At 43.4% G+C, this 18,847-nt stretch carries 15 protein-coding genes; 13 read left to right on the top strand and 2 right to left on the bottom strand.

The window, feature by feature from the left end; translation table 11 throughout:
- The first annotated feature begins 128 nt into the window (after positions 1–128).
- From traF to OCU48_RS07765, 7 genes are all read left to right on the top strand, one after another.
- Positions 129–1,283: a conjugal transfer protein TraF gene (traF, locus tag OCU48_RS07795; protein WP_141344041.1), complete on the top strand. Its 1,155-nt coding sequence runs from the start codon at positions 129–131 to the stop codon at positions 1,281–1,283.
- 110 nt (positions 1,284–1,393) lie between these two features.
- Positions 1,394–1,948 (top strand): DNA-3-methyladenine glycosylase I, encoded by a 555-nt coding sequence (locus tag OCU48_RS07790; protein ID WP_141344040.1) that lies wholly within the window; start codon positions 1,394–1,396, stop codon positions 1,946–1,948.
- Positions 1,949–2,269: 321 nt separating this feature from the next.
- Positions 2,270–3,271: a WD40/YVTN/BNR-like repeat-containing protein gene (locus OCU48_RS07785; protein WP_141344039.1), complete on the top strand. Its 1,002-nt coding sequence runs from the start codon at positions 2,270–2,272 to the stop codon at positions 3,269–3,271.
- A 149-nt stretch (positions 3,272–3,420) separates the two neighbouring features.
- Complete coding sequence (locus OCU48_RS07780; protein WP_244312223.1) at positions 3,421–3,660, top strand: hypothetical protein; 240 nt, start codon at positions 3,421–3,423, stop codon at positions 3,658–3,660.
- A 6-nt stretch (positions 3,661–3,666) separates the two neighbouring features.
- Complete coding sequence (locus tag OCU48_RS07775; RefSeq protein ID WP_244312222.1) at positions 3,667–3,846, top strand: hypothetical protein; 180 nt, start codon at positions 3,667–3,669, stop codon at positions 3,844–3,846.
- A gap of 439 nt (positions 3,847–4,285) precedes the next feature.
- A complete protein-coding gene (locus OCU48_RS07770; protein WP_141344038.1) occupies positions 4,286–5,269 on the top strand; it encodes a DUF1254 domain-containing protein in 984 nt (327 codons plus the stop codon).
- A 257-nt stretch (positions 5,270–5,526) separates the two neighbouring features.
- On the top strand, positions 5,527–6,351 hold the full coding sequence (locus OCU48_RS07765) for a LysR family transcriptional regulator (RefSeq protein WP_141344037.1): 825 nt from the start codon (positions 5,527–5,529) through the stop codon (positions 6,349–6,351).
- Between the two features lie 550 nt (positions 6,352–6,901).
- Here the strand turns inward: OCU48_RS07765 and OCU48_RS07760 are convergent.
- Positions 6,902–7,939, bottom strand: a complete 1,038-nt coding sequence (locus OCU48_RS07760) for an AI-2E family transporter (RefSeq protein WP_141344036.1) — start codon at positions 7,937–7,939, stop codon at positions 6,902–6,904.
- A 173-nt stretch (positions 7,940–8,112) separates the two neighbouring features.
- Here OCU48_RS07760 and OCU48_RS07755 point away from each other — a divergent pair, with 173 nt between their 5' ends.
- The 6 genes from OCU48_RS07755 (at position 8,113) to OCU48_RS07730 (ending at position 16,864) form a co-directional block, all read left to right on the top strand.
- A complete protein-coding gene (locus tag OCU48_RS07755) occupies positions 8,113–9,564 on the top strand; it encodes a TolC family protein (RefSeq protein ID WP_141344035.1) in 1,452 nt (483 codons plus the stop codon).
- Positions 9,564–10,757 (top strand): efflux RND transporter periplasmic adaptor subunit, encoded by a 1,194-nt coding sequence (locus OCU48_RS07750; protein WP_141344034.1) that lies wholly within the window; start codon positions 9,564–9,566, stop codon positions 10,755–10,757. Before OCU48_RS07755 ends, OCU48_RS07750 begins: the two co-directional genes overlap by 1 nt.
- Positions 10,758–10,762: 5 nt before the next feature.
- Complete coding sequence (locus tag OCU48_RS07745) at positions 10,763–13,870, top strand: efflux RND transporter permease subunit (RefSeq protein WP_141344033.1); 3,108 nt, start codon at positions 10,763–10,765, stop codon at positions 13,868–13,870.
- Complete coding sequence (locus OCU48_RS07740; protein WP_141344032.1) at positions 13,863–14,576, top strand: response regulator; 714 nt, start codon at positions 13,863–13,865, stop codon at positions 14,574–14,576. The genes OCU48_RS07745 and OCU48_RS07740 overlap by 8 nt, the downstream gene beginning before the upstream one ends.
- Positions 14,576–15,982: an ATP-binding protein gene (locus OCU48_RS07735; RefSeq protein WP_141344031.1), complete on the top strand. Its 1,407-nt coding sequence runs from the start codon at positions 14,576–14,578 to the stop codon at positions 15,980–15,982. Before OCU48_RS07740 ends, OCU48_RS07735 begins: the two co-directional genes overlap by 1 nt.
- Before the next feature lie 471 nt (positions 15,983–16,453).
- On the top strand, positions 16,454–16,864 hold the full coding sequence (locus OCU48_RS07730; RefSeq protein ID WP_141344030.1) for a hypothetical protein: 411 nt from the start codon (positions 16,454–16,456) through the stop codon (positions 16,862–16,864).
- 631 nt (positions 16,865–17,495) lie between these two features.
- On the opposite strand, the gene OCU48_RS07725 is transcribed toward OCU48_RS07730, so the two are convergent.
- Complete coding sequence (locus OCU48_RS07725) at positions 17,496–18,521, bottom strand: DUF1254 domain-containing protein (protein ID WP_167496148.1); 1,026 nt, start codon at positions 18,519–18,521, stop codon at positions 17,496–17,498.
- Positions 18,522–18,847 lie beyond the last annotated feature (326 nt).

Genomic DNA, 18,847 nt, shown 5'->3' with positions numbered 1-18,847 from the left:
CAACACGGTGCTATTTTAATATATGTAACTAAATGTAACACTTCTAACTTATTGAGTTACTTTAACTTTTATTGAAATATTTCACATATAGAATGACGTTTTGTTAATTGAGGCAATAAGGATACGTCATGCATTCAATCAAAAAGGCTGCCATTGTGTGCAGCCTTTCTTTTACTACTCTCTCATTTCACAGTCATGCTCACAGTGACGCACGTGGTATTGCCATGGCAGGCACTGGTGTGGCTTCTTCTAATTTTGTTAGTGCGAGTTTTTACAATCCTGCTCTAGCGGCATCAGGAGAATCTAAACACAGTTTCGGCATGATTTTGCCAGTAGTGACGGCGGGTGTTCATGATGGGCAGGGCGTTCTAGATAAGCTCGATGTGTATTTTGATGCTGAAGATGACTGGCTTGATAATCCAGCCAGTGGTGAAGCTCAAGAAGCGTGGAAAGCAGCGCTTAGAGATCTTTCTAATGGTGATATCGCCGCGAACGCCTCAGCAGGTATGGTATTTGCGGTTCCAAATAGCTTCATCAATACCAATTTCTTTGTTTCTACTCACGCAACAGCATTAGCGACAATGGATATTGATGACCGAGATTTTGATAATACAAGTCCTGATGACGAAGTGCGATCAACCGTCACTGGTTTAATCGGTGGTACGCTGGATATTGGTTTCACGTTTGCTCAAAACTATGAAGTTTATGATAGAAACCTCAGCGTTGGTTTCTCACCTAAAGTTCAACAAATCTACACGACCTATTTCCAAGAAAGGTTGAATGAAGATGAACTAGATGATGCTGAATTCTTTGATGATCTTGAAGAAAAAACAGCATTTAACCTAGATATTGGTGCCAGCTATGAACTTATCGAACACTTAAATATTGCCTTCGTAGCTAAAAACATCTTGTCTCATAGCTTAGAAACTAACGTTCAGATGGGGAAAACAGCAACCTTTGTTGTTGAACCTGAATATAAATTAGGCAGTGCGTATTCAACCAACTGGTATACCCTGACCGCTGATATCGACTTGAACTCAACACGTTATTTTGAAGAGCAAAGCTACAAAACTCAGTTTACTCGAGTTGGCGGAGAGGTAGATCTTTGGAAGTGGGCTCAGTTTAGAGCGGGCTATATGCATAGCATGACTGATTATGCTGAAAACATGGTTACCGCAGGTTTTGGGTTTAGACCATACGGCGTGTTTGGCTTTGATCTGGCCGCTCAATATGGTGATGATGACAACTATGTGGTTTCCGCTCAATTAACCATGATCATCTAGCATCAGCTTCACTTTAACACGGTACTTTTCTATCAATTGATGATGGGTCTGCTATTCTGACTATCACGTTATGCAGATAGAAGAGTGCTGTGAGCACTGAAGGTATAAAGATGAAGCGATGCAACTGGCTTGATGTTAGCAAACCAGATTATGTGGAATATCATGATAAAGAATGGGGCGTACCAGTTCATGACGACAAGGTGTTCTTTGAGTTTCTAATCCTTGAATCAGCGCAAGCTGGCCTAAGTTGGTACACCATCCTTAAGCGACGAGAAGGTTATCGCCGTGCCTTTGCGAACTTTGACCCTGTTGCTGTTTCTAAGTTTGATGCAGATAGGGTAGAAGAGTTGATGCAAGATGCGTCAATTATCCGTAATAGAGCAAAGATTGAAGCAGCGATTAATAATGCCAAGTTGTTTTTACAGATCCAATCTGAATACGGCAGTTTTGATTCATTCATCTGGGCTTATGTTGATAACACACCACTCGACAACAGAGAAAAAGGCGACTACCCAGTGGCAACGACAGAACTCTCTGATCGCCTTGCCAAAGATCTAAAGAAACTCGGCTTTAAATTTCTAGGCAGTACAACCTTATATGCATTTCTGCAAGCGACCGGTTTAGTTAACGATCATGATTTGGATTGTATTTGTAGAGTCCCATAAGCTTGCTAGTAGAGAGCTATCTACGTTTTTTTTGCAAAAAAATGAAGGAGTCCCAGTGGGCTTCTTTATTTTATTGCGCATTAACTTAGTATTTAAGTTAATGATTGAACTGTGACTCTGAGTACTTTGGCATGTGCTAACGATAAACTTGTTATATCTATAGGTTGAAAGTAGGTATTAGTGTTATTGCCACGTTGCTGCACTACTATCTAAATCGTAATTCATTACATTTTTAAACAATAACCATCTGATTTATAAGCTATTCTCCTGTTTATTAGTAGAGCGGAAATCTCTGTAGTACTAACAAATTTGAGGTAAAGAGTGAAAACGAGAAGTTTATTGTTACTTGCTATGGCAACAACGCTGTTAGTCGGATGTGATGATGATGGTGATGAAAATTCCTATCATCGATATAAGGACTGGAACACGGTTAGAGGTGTAAACCTAGAGCATGCATCAGAGTTCAAATTTAACTACGATGTAGAAAATGACTATATGTACGTGATCTCTGAAACCCCACTAACCATAGGCTCTTACCTAAACCGCGAGGAAACTTACTATACCTCAGAAGGAGCAATAGGTTTCACTTCAGATAATGTACATCAGGATTGCGACTGGTCTGAGGGGAGTTGCAATGGAAGAGAACGATTTGAGTTAGCGAAAACTAATGGTGATATGATTATTGCCTATCACAGCGCTAGTTTAGACGGTGGACAAAGTTGGTTTAGAGACCCACTTCATACCGATGCATTTGGTGATGAGCAGTATGTTGTTGCAGGAACGAAATATGAGAGTCGCGACTTTGGTCAAACATGGCAAACAATGCCAATGGCTCTAGATACTAACTACCGTTTTTTTAATGGTAGAGATGTTTATGCAGGGACAGTGACAACTCAAGACTCCACTTCTTTTTGGATCACAACAGATAAAGGTAATAACTGGGAAGAGCACACAGAAGTATCAGGGGTGCTATCAATGCATCCTCTAGGCGATCTTGTCGCCCTGTATGATGAGAATGAGTCTGTGATTCACTATAGCGAGGACCTAGGTACAACTTGGCATTCTATAGATGCTAGTGACATTGAGCTAAAATCTTTGTGGACTGATGGTAGCAAATTGTATTTCCTAGGTGAAAATAATGTTCGATATGCATCCATTCAAGATGATGGCACATTAAGCGATTTGGTTCAGCTTGGAAGTACGTTTGACCGCTTCACAGGCATTCAAGATGCACCAATCGAAACCAAGTCTATGGAATTTATGAAGCATATGACTTTTGTTACATTCGCCAATACAAGGGTGGGGATAGTTAATCCAAACTAGAAGTTTGGGACGCTAATACTAAGTCGGTGTCATCATCCCTTAATTAGCGTCCCTCAAGCTAGGTATCAACTTGCAATTATATAGTGAGCCTAAACCTGGCACGGGTAACACGTCTTTGCCCCAAAATGAGCTACGGACAGAATTTTTGCTTGGCGTCACTTGCTAGTTTTGAGATACAAAAAGTATTGACTGGCATAAAGCAAGACCTGACCCCACTGCCGCTGACTCTGTATGACACGCGAAACTTTGTTGAGAACACTGAAAAAGGCACATTGCTCCATGCGGATTTTGGTGCCTACGCAATGCGTGGTTATATTCTAGGGCGTCATAGAGATGAACAGATGGCAATGGCTCAACTTGAATACCGCTTACCTATCTATCGTCGTTGAGGCAGTGTGTTCTGGGGTGGTGTTGGGTCTATTGGTGAAGATGCCAGTGAACTGACTGATGATTTGCTAACAACTTTTGGCGCAGGCCTACGATACCGATTAAAAGGGCGCATAACCTTACGCGCCGATCTTGGTTTTAGTGAAGATGAAACCCTGCTTTATTTTAATGTGAATGAAGTCTTCTAACTCAACCTCTATTGACCTCAATGCTGTTTCATTGGTGTGGTTAAAATAGATCCCACACTAATGAAATGGCGATAAATGCCATGGTAAATCCAACCACAAACTCCAAAATATTCCACGCTTTAGGATTAGCAAAAAATGCTGCTAATAGTTTTGACGCGTAACCCAAAGAGAAAAAGAACAAAAGAGAGTTAGTTAATAATAGAAATTATATCTTCGCATTATTTCTATATCAGCGTGAATGAAAATTAAGAGTTCTTAAGCTTTGTGGCGGGTGATACTTATAATTATCCATTTCAAAATGCATTATCTACAACTCTTTCAAATTGCCAATACATCACTGCTAGTGATGTTTTTTATCATTGATAGTCTATATTTTCCTCTCTAGATTCTAGCCATACTAACGGGGTACCTAAAATCCTAAACTAAGTTGAGACTACTTATGAAAAAATCTATCCTTGTTACCTTGATGTCATTGGTATCAGCATCTGTTTTGGCAACTGAAGTGACCAAAGACAACTATGTTGAAGCTGAAACAGATTGGTACTTCTCTGGTGTTCAAGAAAAGTCGGGCGTAAACAGTTGGATGCACGATGCTCCGGTGAGTATTGAAAATCAACAAGTAATTCGCTCAAATCGTGATGTTGTCTACTCAATCGCTATTGTCGATGTTTCAGAGGGAGCGACATTCACAGTGCCTGAGTCTGAGCACTATCAACTCATCCATATAATGGATGAGTTGCACCTTTCTCATCAAGTTGTCTCACGTGGTGAATCATTAACTATCAGTGCTAATGATATTAATGGTGAGTATGTTTATGTCCTTGCTCGTACAAAAATTGCAGGAGATGATACGGCGCAACGTCAACAGCAGCTTAAAATAGTGGCCAATGCTGCTCGTCCATACCCCTCAAAAGGTTTTGCTGAGGATGATGTGAAAGCCTTGCGTCAAGCGTTGGTAATGGAGTTCATTGAAGGCAAAGCGAAGATCTTAGAGCACAAGTCTTTTGTAAAAGAGCTTGAGCAAGCTGATCCTATCTCTTATCTATACGCCACTGCTGTTGGTTACGGTGGTCTTCCTTCTTACGAAGCTCAATACCTACCTTACGTTGTAGGCGGTGGGTCTGCAAAAGAGTGTCAAACATTCAACATGCCTAAACCAGAGTTAGACTATGAAAATGGTGGCTTTTTCTCTCTCACTACGTACGACACGGCTGGCTGGATTGTCGAAGATAACTTTTACATCGGGCATGAAAATATGAAGGATAACGGCGAAACGTTCGAAGTGGTGTTCAACTGCCCAGACGTTGCACACTCTGTGGATGTTCAAGAAGGCTGGACTGGCGTTTGGCGCTTCTACAAACCCAGTAACGAGATGGCATTTATCGAATTCATTGACAGTATCCGTGGTGTAAGTGTGCAGTAAGCACATACCTACTATTGTTTTTTCTTAACTTAGGTTTCTATCTGCATCTTTGATGTTGATTAGTTGATACAAATTAGGTGGCCAAATTCGCTACTAAAAGTACGTGGTGTGTTAATGACGGGTTTTAATGCGCTACCAGATACGTACGTTTGGTTAGTAAAGGTCGGCTCGGTTTAATAACTAGTGCTTCACTATCCTAAGGTGGCATATTAAGATTATCCTCCTACTTTGTTAGGAGGTTTTTTTAAGGAGAGTGAATGGACTATAACCTAATAAAAGTGTTTGTCGTATTAAGCCAAACTTGTTCATTGACGAAAGCGGCAGAAGTACTTGGCATGACTCAACCTGGAATTAGCATGGCATTAAAAAAGCTCAAAGCAGAAGTTGGTTATGAGCTCTATGCGCGTAAAGGTAGGGGAGTTGAGTTGACTGCCGAAGGTTTGTATTTGGCGGAGCGCTTTGCGCAGGCTGAGTCTCTGTTGGATATTACTCGAACCAATGTTAAGCCTGTCATTCATTGTAGCGAGTCGTTACTATATCAGCTTGAAGGGAAGATAGATGCTCATTTTTTAGAATCACCTTTAAGCGATGAACAATTGGTAGGGGACTTAACCTCTAGAAAAGTCAATTTGGTTATTGATCATTTACCGCGGCAGTCGACCGCACTGATTTCAGAAGAAATATATCAAGACCAAATGGTGGTTGTGTGTCGGAAAGACCATCCCAGAATTCACTATACTTTGACGGCAGAACAATATTATTCTGAACAACATATAGCACTTAAAATGAAGCGACAGAGTATGTCTGCCTTTGAGTACTTACAAGTAGGGCAAAGTGCACAGCGAAATGTCGTGGTTGAAACCGGTTCGATTGCTAGCATGATGTTGTTGGCATCAGAAGGAGATAAACTAGGAAGCGTATCTCGAAGTATGTTTGATCGGTGGGGAAATAAGCTCGGTTTAACGTGCTTTGATTTTCCATTTAAATTTAGCCCTGTTGAGTATCATTTAATTTATCATCGTCGTTATCTAAACGATCCCGTACACCGTGAACTGCGCTCCAAGGTGAAAGCTTGCTTTTAAAACTGTAGCAGCTATATCTCAGCTAATACGTGACATGGCAAAACTGATAGTTATATTTTCTATAAATATTAAGGGGCTCTTCGACGTTTTGTGTGGATTTGAGTTAAAATATGGACCTCCTAAATAGACTCCAATATAAGGTCCAGTCACGTTGAATTCTTCTGATATTTTTATACTCGGATTGGGGCTACAAGCAGGGTGACCGCATGAGTGATCTGTCCCAGTGATACTGGACATTCACGTAAGCGACTTTTACTATACTCTTAATAATTCATGCTTTGCTAAAACGGAAATGTCCAGATCCTTGCTGGTAGGGTGGCGTAACACGAAAATGCCCCTTTCCTTGTTAGAGTAAATACTCATATCCATTCTGTTAATGCTAGCTACCCATAAGAGCACTTATCCGAGATAAGATCGTCGAATTGTATCGAGATTATGGTTTACCTTTTAATTGCAATATCTTGAGGTTAAAGATAGACGAAGTTTACCCCAAAACTGTGTCAGGCTTCGCTAAGTTGAAATGACCTCTGTCATTCACTTTAACTATCCTTTACCCCATAACCTCTGAAAGGTGTTGATAGTGACTCGAACTCTCAAAGCAGATTTTCACCGCCATCGTTAATGGAACGGAAAGAATCAAACCTACCGGTCCTAATAGCCAACCCCAGAATAGTAATGACAAGAATACGATAAGTGGCGATAGCCCTAGCTTACTTCCCAATAGTTTCGGTTCGACAAAGTTACCAACAACAAAGTTGATGCCAAAATAGAGCGATATAATCACTAGGGTTTCGTTAATCCCTGTCTGCAGTAACACACATACCGTAAGCGGTGCTGCTGCCAATAGTGGACCAATGTTCGGGATAAAATTAAGTAAGAACACCAACACAGCAATGAGCACGTAATACTCAACCTCAAAGCCCCATAAGATCCCACCGACTAGCACTGCTTTACCTAAGCTAATCGTAGATTTAGCAAGCAAGTAGCGGTTCATTGAGTGCACAAACTTATCAATACTGACTAACATTTTTTCTGAGTGTATATGGCGATGCAGCTTGCGGTGAAGAACGGGCGCTTCTGTCACAATAAATCCAGTCGTCACCAATATAATCATAAAGTTACTCATGGTGTTGCCAGCTTTGGAGGCCACATTGAGCATTGATTGTTCCGTAGTGGCAAATAACGACTCAATATTCACCAAGCTTAGGTCGATGGGTAAGCCAACACGGTTGGCGTAAAGGTTTATGCGGCTAAGCGTCTTTTGCAAGCTTAATTGGTAACTGTCGATATTAACCAAAATGTCACTGGTTGAATTCCCCAATACGCCACCTAACGTGCCAAGCTCTGCCAAGAAAAACAGCATAACAAGTAAAGAGGCTGCGACATGTGGAATTTTCACACGCTTAACCAAAGTAATCACAGGGTAAACCGCAAACGCGATAAAAACCGAAACAAGCAGTGGAGCCAGTACCCCATCAAAAAACTTCACAGCTGTTAATACGATGGTTATTGCTGCAATATTTACCCATGTCAGGGATTGTGGGTCCACATTGATGCTGTGTGATGGGTTAGGCTGACTCAAAGGCATGGGGTTACTCAGTGATTAAATTGAGCCAATATCGTGGCACAAAATTGAGTAAAAAAACGGCTTTGATACAAACCTCGACAATTTAGCGAAATTGATACAATTTGCGACAAACTGGTGATTGCTTGGCAAAAAATATCAAGGCTTGAGTCGTATAGTGGCGACACTGTTTATCAATGAGCCCACCACCTATGCAGCGTTCATCCATTTTAATTGCGAGTTTAAGTACGATATTGGCAGGCTGTGCCTCGAAGTCGATGCCTACTGAACCAATGCCTGTTTTGACGGAGTCACTTCCTCAGCAATTTACTGCGAAGACAACTCAAAATAGTCATAGTGAAGCTAATCGCAGTGAAATGGCGACAGAGTGGTGGGCATCATTCAATGACCCGCAGCTAGAGAGTTTAATCTCCCAAGCTTTAAGCAATAACTTTAGCTTTCAGGCGGCAATTAATCGTTTACAACAGTCGGCAGCAAAAGCAACGCAAGCGGGCGCGAATTCGTCACTAACGCTTGATGCAACCTTCGATGCTGACCGCACGATGCAATCTTCTGATTCCACTAGTACATTTCAATTTGGTGTGATGGCGAGCTATGAGATCGATTTATGGTCGCGCTTGTCTGCAACCAAGCAAGCTGCGGAATTTGATTACCTTGCAAGCCAGCAAGAACTGGATGTCATAGCGATTACATTGAGCTCTGAGATTGCGCTTAACTGGTATCAAGCCGTCACTCTGAACGGGTTGATCGAGTTATATTCACAGCAATTAACCGTGCTTGATAAACAGCTAGAGATGCTGACGCTCCATCACCAATATGGACAAAACAATATTGAAGATATCTGGCAGCAGCAACAGTTACAGCGAGCGCAACAAGCTAAGTTACTGACGGCTCAAAGTGAGTTAAAAGTGATCGAGCAGCAGATCAAGGTACTTACTGGCGATCTCTCTTTTACTCTAAAAGACTTACCTCCTTTATCAAGGTTACCTTTGATGCCAAACATTGGTGTTCCTGCGCAGTTACTCAATCAAAGACCTGACTTGAAGCAAGCGTGGTTTGCGGTGCAAAGTCAGCAACAAAACGTTGTGGTGGCAGAGGCGGATCGTTACCCACAAATTCAAATTACCGCTTCACTGCTTTCAAACTCAAACAACATTTCGAACTTAATGAGTGATTGGGTAAGCCAGTTAGCAGGCTCAATTTTAGTACCGATCATTGATGGTGGGGCACGAACTGCTGTGATTGAAGAGCAACAAGCTGTGTTGAATGAGAGTCTAAATAACTACACCCAAAAAGTCATTCAAGTCGTCAGCGAAGTCGAAACCGCGTTAACCCAAGAGCAGAGCGAACACGTTCAGTTAAATAATATTGAACAGCGTTTAGCGCTAGCTTCAAAAACGGCGCAAATCAAACAACTTCGCTATCAAAACGGCAGCGTGGACTTTCTGCAAGTGCTCATCGCGCAGCAATCGCAGCTTGATTTACAGCAGAGTCAAGTTGAGAGCCAGGGAAACCTGTTTGCTTTGCGTATCGCGTTGCACCGTTCGATTGCGGGCAATCTAAATACATTTGAACCAAACCCAGCAGATAACCAAACCACCCAATCAGTAGCACAGGACATGGACTAATGAAAATCACCACCCCCGCACTTAAAAAAGTTGTTACACCCATTCTTGTTCTGTCACTTGCAGGAGGTGGTGCGTGGCATTTGATGGCATCGACGCCAAAAAGTCAGCGCGCAAAACCAGTGAAAGTTGAGCGATTGGTTGATACCTACCTTGTTGAAAAAAACACAGTCAATATTGAGTTGAATGCATTGGCTACCGTGAGTGCCGATAAGATGATTTCGATATACCCTGAGGTTGATGGTCAAGTGATTGCAATCAAACCAAACCTTGTTGCGGGGAGTCAGATCAAGCACCACGAAAATTTAATTGAGCTGGATAATGCCGAGTATTTGATTACGTGCCACGAGATGAAAGCGGCTGTGGTTGAAGCTGAATCTGAGTTAAAACTCGAACTTGGGCGTCAAAGCATTGCTAAGAAAGAGTACCAACTTACGGGTCATAAACTTACGGAAAATGAGCGCGCTTTAGTGATGCGTTTACCACAACTAGAAGCGGCAAAAGCCAACCTAAATCGTGCCAAAGCGAATCTTGCGAAAGCCGAATTAAACCTTGCTCGCACCAAAATTCGAGCACCATTTTCTGGGCAGGTAATCCAAAGCAACGTTCATATCGGCAGTCGAGTGTCTACCAGTAGCGACTTACTCCAGTTAGTCTCTACTGACCGTTTTCTATTGACGGTTGAATTGTCAGAAGCTGGTGGACAGTGGCTTGAGTATGCCAATCAAAGTGGTAAAGGCAGTTCGGTTTCAATCACCAGCTCACACTGGAATGGCCAAACTCGCAGTGGTGAAGTGCTCTCGATTGCACCAAATATGGATAGCCAGTCTCGTATGGTTTCAGTGGTGGTTGCGATTGCCGATCCATTGGCGCTGTTACCTGAAAACCAAGGCAAACCGCGCGTAATGATCAACGACTTGCTCGATACCACCCTTAAGGGAAAGGCGTTAGATAACGTGAGTGTGCTACCGGATGAACTGATGCGAAGTGATAACCACGTCTGGATCATGAATCAAGCCAACAAGCTTGAACTGCGCAGTGTAAAGCCCGTGTTCAGAAATGCCACCTTTGCCTATATTGGCGATGAGCTAAAAGCAGGGGAGCGAGTGGTGAGCTCTTACCTTGGCTCTCCTGTTTCGGGTATGCCACTGAGAACAACGATTAAAACTATCCAGAATTCCCAACAAGAGAACTAAGCCTGATGAGAAGTCCAATTGCATGGATGGCCAAAGATAAGGTGACGCCAAACTTATTGATGTTAATGCTTATCTTTGGCGGTTTGCTCGTGAGCTGGAATATCAAAAAAGAGATCACTCCGGCATTTGATCTAGATGAAGTTATCGTTGATGTTGAGTATTCAGGTGCAGCGCCAGATGAAATCGATTTGAGCGTTGTGCTTCCTATTGAGAATGCGATTCGCAGTTTAGAAGGGATTGATGAACTGACGTCGACATCAAAATCAGGTAAAGCGTCTGTCTCAATGACGGTGATTGATGGCTTTGATGTCAATTACTTGCTGCAAGAAGTGGAGCAAGCGATCAACCGCTTATCGACTTTGCCCCTAGAAGCCGAAAAGCCGCGTGTTTACATTAAGAGTCGCAAAAAAGATGTGATGGAGATTGTTTTGCATGGCAATGTCGATAAGAGAGCTTTGCACACTTTGACGGAAGATGTACGTCAGCGCTTATTGCAAGAGTCGGGCATTACCCAAATCGATCTAGAGCAAGACCTCGATCATGAGATTCAGGTCAACGTCGATCATCAACAGTTGCAAAAGCTTAACCTCACGTTAAACGACATCTCAAACGCCATTAAAACACACGCATTTGACTTTGGTGCTGGTGAAATTGAAACCGTGTCGGGTGATATTAGCGTGCGAGTGCATGGACGTTTAGAGACCGCGCAAGACTTTGTCGCTATTCCGGTTAAGTCGACACAAAGCGGTAGCACTGTGCGCTTAGGCTCTGTTGCGACGGTTGAAGATGGACTGAATGATGATGATCACCAGATGCGTTATAACGGTGAGCCTGCGTCAGGGTTAACGGTATATCGAGTGGGTCAGCAAACGCCAGTTGGGGTTTCTCAAGCAGTACGTGACGTGTTGCCTGAAATCGAGACGAACCTGCCTCCGGGTGTGAGCATCGTGATTGCCGATGATGACTCTATCAACTACTACAACCAGATGAGCATCCTACTAAAGAACGCGTTCTTAGGCTTGGTGCTTGTGTTGGTGATGCTGAGTATTTTCTTGGAGTATCGCCTCGCATTTTGGGTGACGATGGGTATCCCAACCTCGTTCCTTGGCGCAATGCTACTGCTACCAGGTATGGATGTCTCTATCAACACCGTATCTATGTTCGCCTTTATTATGGCTTTGGGTATTGTGGTTGATGACTCGATCGTTGCGGGTGAAAATATCTATCACCGTCGCCAGCAAGGGATGAGCTTTATGAAAGCGGCGATCCTTGGTGCGAAAGATGTTGCCGTGCCTCTGACCTTTAGCATCTTAACCAACATGGTGGCGTTTTTGCCGATCCTGACACTGCCGGGGCAAATTGGCAAACTTCAAGCGGCAACACCTTTAGTCGTAATTAGTGTGTTTGCCATCTCATGGGTTGAAGCGCTGTTTATTCTGCCTGCTCATTTAGGTCGAATGAAAGACAAACCAAAAGGAGAAATCGGTCAGAAACTCGATAGTTGGCAGGGTTCGGTGGATAGACGACTGCAACATTTCATCCACCAAATGTACAAGCCAACACTACAATCGGTGATTAATCGTAAGTATCTATCACTCTCTGTGGCGATTGCCGTGATGGTGTTAGTCGGTGCATGGCTAGCCAGTGGTCGTTTAGGGTTCTACCTCATGCCTCGCTTTGAAGTGAATGGGGTACGTGTGGTGGCAACCATGCCTTATGGAACCGCAGAGTCACGCATGGAAGAGGTTGCAAAACTATTAGAGCAGAGCGCTGAACGTATCGTTGAACAAAATGGTGGTGAGGAGTTTGCAACGGGGTTAACCACGTCGATAAAAGGCACGACACTGAGAGTTTCACTTTACTTAGGCGATCCTAGCCTGCGTGCACTCAGCACAAGAGATATCGCAAAACTGTGGCGCGCAGAAAACAGTGATATTACTGGTGTAGAGAGCATGCGCTATACGACATCGGGAGGTGGTCCCGGTGGTGGCCCTGCATTAACGGTGCAAATGAACCACTCAAATACCCAAATTTTGCGTGAAGCGAGTCAGCTATTAACCTCTGAGCTGCACGCTTTTTCGGGCGTAAGTGAAATCTCAAGCAGTTTTTCTAGTGGTAACAGCCAGTTAGACGTCAGCATTAGTTCGGTTGGTTTGGCGATGGGGCTTACCGCTGATGATATTTCGCAGCAACTAAGGCATGCCTTTTTTGGTGCAACAGCACTGAAACAGCAGCAAGGTATCCATGAGGTTGCAGTGAAAGTTCAGCTCGATGAGCAGTATCGGCAGAGTGAGTTGGATTTATACAATTTAATGATTCAAATACCGAATGGTCAGTATGTACCGCTTTCTCGTGTGGCAAATGTAGCGCACAGTGTTGCACCTTCTGAAGTGACTCGCCGTGATGGTCGTCGCTCTGTTGAAGTGACCGCAGATGTCGCTGACCGAAGTAAGACACCACAACTAGTGGCATCATTACAGCAAGGGATTTTTACTGAACTTGAGCATCGCTACCCAAGCCTCAAAATCAGCTTAGGTGGCCAGCAAAAAAATGCCGCGAATAGTTTGAGTGCTCTAAGCAAGTCCAGCTTGCTTGCGTTGATTGTGATTTATGCGCTATTAGCAATACCGTTTCAGAGCTACACCCAGCCACTGCTTGTGATGGCGGCGATTCCATTTAGTGTAGTGGGTGCGGTTTTAGGGCATATGATTCTTGGTCATCCGCTGAGCATCATCAGTATTCTTGGGGTGATTGCGCTCTGTGGTGTGGTTGTGAACGACAGCTTGATGTTGATTACCACTTACAACCGCAACCGAGCTAAGGGAGAAACGTGGCGCGAGGCGATCGTTAATGCGGCAACAAGGCGTTTCAGACCGATTTTTCTAACCACCGCGACCACGTTTTGTGGATTGGCACCGATGATTTTTGAAACATCGAAAGAGGGACAACTGATGATCCCAATGGCAATTTCGCTTGGGTTTGGCATTTTGTTTGCGACAGTGATTACCCTTGTCATCATTCCTTGTATGCTTGGGGTTGGACAAGACATAAAGCAGTGGTTATCGCCACTTTCAACAGGCGCGATAACAAACCAAAGAGTGTGCAATGAATAAACAGATACTGGTGGTTGATGATCACGACGATATTCGAACCCTATTGGGGCGTTACCTCTCTCAACATGATTACACCGTAGTTGAAGCCAATGGCGGTGATGAAATGAGAGCCGCGATTGCCAAGCAAAAGTTTGACTTGGTGATCCTCGATATCATGATGCCTGGTGATGACGGTTTAACCCTGTGTAAAGAACTGCAAGAGAAAAAGAGCACGCCTTTTATCTTCTTAACCGCCATGAGTGAAGATGCAGATACCGTGGTTGGCTTGGAGTTAGGTGCAGATGATTACCTCACTAAGCCGTTTAGCCCTCGGGTGCTATTAGCTCGTGTGAAAGCTGTACTGAGACGGGTAGAAAAAAGTGCCGATGTTGAAATGCCAAAGCAGCAGAGTTCCATGATTAAGTTTGCCGGGTGGCAACTTGATATTCATCAGCATCAGTTAACCCGTGATGATGGCTTGCTGGTGGCGTTAAGCGCAGCAGAATTTCGTTTGTTAAAAGCGTTCTTAGCCCATGAAAGACAAGTTCTCAGCCGAGATCAGCTCATGGACTTAACCAAAGGCGCAGAAGCAAACCCGTTTGATCGTAGCATTGATAACCAAATCAGTCGCTTACGTAAGAAAGTAGAATTAGATCCGAAGAGCCCGACGTTAATAAAAACCGTTTGGGGTGGTGGATACATGTTTACCGAGAAGGTCGAGTCTTAATGTTAAACCCTGCTAAAAATCTTGTCCTAAATTTAATCAGTCGCCTTAGCCAAAAGGTAGGGCGTAGCCTGTTTTCTCAAATGCTGCTTGCAATACTCAGTGTGCTGTTACTCGCTCAAATTGTTACCTTTGGCATTTTGAGCGAGATCTATAGCGGTGCAATTTCCGAAGTTAATGAGAGCCAGCAGATAGAAAAGTTTGTCACGGTTGTAGAGACAGTTGAGCAAGTGGAAGGAGAACAAGACTTTGGCTCGATTCTCAACCCGCTCAATAATGATTATGCTCGCCACAGCATTCAAAAGCGTATGGATTTAAGTAGCGTGACCATGAATGGTTCTGAACAGGCTGTAGTCAACAAAATTACGGCTGAACTTGGTCAAAGCTATCAAGGTCGGGTGTGGGTCAAGCAAGAGCGTCAGCCTATGTTAATGTCTAGCGCACCCCAGAACGTTAATGAGCGCAACGATAAGGCATTAACAGAATTAAGAGTTGTCGTGCATCTACAAAACGATCGCTGGCTACAGCTCACTGCCACTTCTTCAACGCTGAGTGCAATTGCAATAAAGCAGGGGATGACCTTTTTTGCCCTTGCAACACTGCTGACACTGGTTTGTATTGCGGTGATGATTAAAAAAATCACCACGCCATTACAGCTCTTGTCTCAGGCATCTCAACAATTAGGGCGAGGTGAAGTGGTTGAGCCTATCGCAGAGCAAGGAACAGATGACATCACCGAGACGATTCGTGCCTTTAACCAAATGAACCAACGAGTACAGCGCTTTGCTGAAGATAGAGCGAGATTACTTGCCGCACTATCTCATGACTTACGCACACCTATTACCAGTATGCTGCTGCGTGTAGAGATGATGCCAGAAAGTGATGACCGTGATGCACTGCTAAAAACACTCGAAGAGATGCAGTTAATGTCGGAGTCAACACTTTCGTTTATGAAGCTATCCTCAGATACCGAAGTGACAAAGCCCGTTGAGGTGAATGCCTTTTTAGGCAGCTTATGTGAAGACCTAGTCGAAGTCGGTTACTCTGTTGAATTTAATGAATCTGACTTAGTGACACTAGCATGCCGCCCGGTAAGCCTTAAGCGTGCATTAAGAAACCTGATTGAAAACGGTGCTAAGTATGGTTCTCACGCCGAGGTGTCATTCTCGACGCCTGCTCAAAGTTCGTTGGTTATCGAAATTCAAGACAGTGGCGATGGCATATCAGAAGATAAGTTTGAACAAGTATTTGAACCGTTTTATCGTTTAGAAACCTCACGCAACAGAGAAACAGGCGGAACAGGTTTAGGAATGGCGATAGCTCGAAACATCATCCGCAGTCATGGTGGCAATGTTGAGTTAAGCAATCAACAAACGGGGTTGTTAGTGCGGGTTGAGTTGCCGACATAAGCCTATAACAGTGGGGCTCATCGTTATAGGCTTAAGCTAAGGTTGTTAGTGTAGTGGCTGTGTAAATTATGTCACTGCACTAGAGGTCTTGTAATACCAAAAATAATCCATTAAATGCTAATTTAGGAAAGGCGCTGATACGTTTTTGTCCAAAACCGTTACAGCAGGGCAATTCTTAACCCAGTGCCGATGCCTACGCATTATAGTAATGAGCACTAAAGCGCTGCGAGGTGCTGAGCATCGCGCAAAACAATGGCCGCAAGTCAAAAGAATAGGTCAAATTCGACGGCGAGCTCTTCGAGTTTGTGCGCAACAGGTATGCTGAAAAATAGGTTTAGCAGGATTTTTAATGCTCGCGCATCACACATTTAGCAAGTATACCTCGCCTATATGAAACTAAGCCAGTTTCTAGGGATATTCGCCTTTGTTAGCATGCTTCGACTCAATCAAGGCAACAACAAAGGCAAAAAAGTGAAAAAACTATTAATAGGAGTCGCCATCACGGTTAGCATTAGCGCATCAGTATCAGCCCAAGTGCCTGACCACGCTGCAAAAGCTGAATTTTGTACTAGCTTCAGTGAATTGGCCCGCGACGCCATGCGAGCCCGCCAAGACGGCAAGCCAATGAGCCAAGCGCTCAAGCCCATGCTTGCTGATAACGCAAACGCACTAAACGAATTAGATGCCCTAGCGGCAGAGACCCCCGAAGCTGCAGAATTTGCCCACCTTGCGGCTGACCTAATGCGGAGGATGCGCGACTACACTGTCGAGGTTTATGCCGAAGCTTATCGCAAGCCTGTGGGCTACTCTGACAACCTAAAGGCACAATATGTTAATGATTTTGAAAATGCTGTATTTTCAGAGTGTATCACTGATTACTAATCCGCGAGAGTTTGTGAGAGCCGTCCAGGTTATGCGGTTTTTTTGTGCTCAAATGCTTGAGGTTTTAAGTAGATGGGAGGCGAACTTATGACAATTATTTTTGACTGTGAGATAAGAGCAAGGGCAATCAACCACCCATGCGTACGAACCTGAGGCCATCAAGCGGCAAAGAAAGAGAGAGAACCATACTGATAGTATGGGATATTAAAGCTCAAAGACATGGCCACTATAGAATGGCGCCACGACAGATGCCACAGGCCTCACGAGGGTACTTTTCTGGTAGGAGCAAAGTTGAGAGCAAGCAAAAGCGAGAGGGGGTAATACTTGTTACCAACAATGATTAGCATTTCGTTAAAGCAACGTAACCGTTGAATCAGTGAGCTTGATCTTGCTACCTTTGGAGTTTTTTCAATACTATAAGTAATCCGTTAATTGCTATTTTAGTAAAACAATTAACAAGCTTTTGTCCAGAACCTTCACAGTTAGTTGGCTATAACTTGGAAGCGGCCTTGTGTGAAATTGAACTTGATTTGAATTTCCGCAATTAGACTTACTCCAACTACCTATTACTACCTAGAATGGTTTTTCCACAAGGAGTAATTCTATTGCCTTGATTCAGAGTTTAAGATCTTTAGGCGATATTCATCTCGCAGAAAGTCTCCTTTGCTTTAAAATATATCCACACCATGGCAGTATTCATTGGTATCCATGAGGTCACCACCCAAGCAGTAGCCTTACGTAGTCTGCTAATTTTACAAGCTTTCATTTTCTCAAACACAAACGGGTTGCGGTGCTCACTGGAAAGGCTTTTAACCTTCGATTCGATGCTGTAACTGCGTATCAAAACGTTCCATCTGTCTGTATTTAAGCCTACTAGAGAGAGGTTGTTTCTCTGGTGTTTAGTATCTTCACAACCAAAGCTTAGGGTGAAGGTTCCATCTTCGTTTTTTACCGCGTTGTTACTACTGATATAAGCATCGTCGTTAAAGAGCATTCCGTCTTGGTTGTAGACGGTAGCCGACCAATAACCACTATGGTTCGGCGCTTTCATGGTTACCGTGCGGCACATAGACGCGTCAAAGTCTTGAGAGTATTGGTATACTCTATCTTGGTATGGAGCGCCGCCCCATCCATACACAGAGCCAAACAATCTTTGTTCGCTACTAGTAGCATCTTCAGCGCCGAAAATATGCTCAATATTCCTGAAGTTCTTTGGCGTTACTTCGTTCAGAACCTCTTGTCTCCACAATTTCAAATGAACATCAGAACCATTGAACTCGGAATGAGAATAGGTTTTATAGGAGTCACTAGAACTGGCTTGAATTACAAATTTATCTTGCAGATGATTCACATCATTTAACCCCATCTTGTCCACTTGAGCAGGGTGAAAGATACGAACAAGGACAAAGCTATATTTAGTCGTTTGCGGGACATCAACCACGTTTTGCCCGCTAGTTAAATGGGAAAGGCGCTGGGTTTGATGGTTCTCATCGATGAACTGCACAGTGACATCACGGTTACCAAAATCGGGAAAAGTGATAGTGGCTCCACCTTCAGTATCAATCACTGCTGTTGAATAGATAGTATCGCGGTCCATACGCAGAAATGGTTGGTGATCCGAAGTTGGAGCTAAACGGAAATGTTGCCATGAATTCACGCTGTGATCAGTTGAATTATTTATTGTTTGTAAAAAATAATGTGAGGTCTCAGCTCTTATAAAAAACCTAGGTTCGACTTCACTCTCTGCAAAAGAATAAACAGAAAAGATAGAACAGAAAGTTAATATTATTAGTAACTTTAATATTGTGAAATTTTGAAAATGCATGAAAATAAACCAACCATGAAATACAACCTAAGTGCTCATTAAATGAGCAGAGGTTATTTTATTCATTACTAGTTAAGTTTCTAATGAGTTAGCTCTATAGTTGGTATCCACTTCATGCATATCAACCAGGTGGTTAAATGCCTCGTGGTTATGATGGC

The organism is Vibrio inusitatus, assembly GCA_024346935.1.
Classification (GTDB): Bacteria; Pseudomonadota; Gammaproteobacteria; order Enterobacterales; family Vibrionaceae; genus Vibrio; species Vibrio inusitatus.
The sequence above is the reverse complement of the archived record's forward strand: the minus strand, read 5'-3'. Positions and strand labels throughout refer to the sequence as shown.

Bases quoted from the DNA above. Each gene is read 5' to 3' on its own strand.
- OCU48_RS07765 (WP_141344037.1), top strand. From the start codon at position 5,527: ATGGACTATAACCTAATAAAAGTGTTTGTCGTATTAAGCCAAACTTGT.
- OCU48_RS07770 (WP_141344038.1), top strand. From the start codon at position 4,286: ATGAAAAAATCTATCCTTGTTACCTTGATGTCATTGGTATCAGCATCT.
- OCU48_RS07790 (WP_141344040.1), top strand. From the start codon at position 1,394: ATGAAGCGATGCAACTGGCTTGATGTTAGCAAACCAGATTATGTGGAA.
- OCU48_RS07745 (WP_141344033.1), top strand. From the start codon at position 10,763: ATGAGAAGTCCAATTGCATGGATGGCCAAAGATAAGGTGACGCCAAAC.
- OCU48_RS07760 (WP_141344036.1), bottom strand. From the start codon at position 7,939: ATGCCTTTGAGTCAGCCTAACCCATCACACAGCATCAATGTGGACCCA.
- OCU48_RS07740 (WP_141344032.1), top strand. From the start codon at position 13,863: ATGAATAAACAGATACTGGTGGTTGATGATCACGACGATATTCGAACC.
- OCU48_RS07735 (WP_141344031.1), top strand. From the start codon at position 14,576: ATGTTAAACCCTGCTAAAAATCTTGTCCTAAATTTAATCAGTCGCCTT.
- OCU48_RS07750 (WP_141344034.1), top strand. From the start codon at position 9,564: ATGAAAATCACCACCCCCGCACTTAAAAAAGTTGTTACACCCATTCTT.
- OCU48_RS07755 (WP_141344035.1), top strand. From the start codon at position 8,113: ATGAGCCCACCACCTATGCAGCGTTCATCCATTTTAATTGCGAGTTTA.
- traF (WP_141344041.1), top strand. From the start codon at position 129: ATGCATTCAATCAAAAAGGCTGCCATTGTGTGCAGCCTTTCTTTTACT.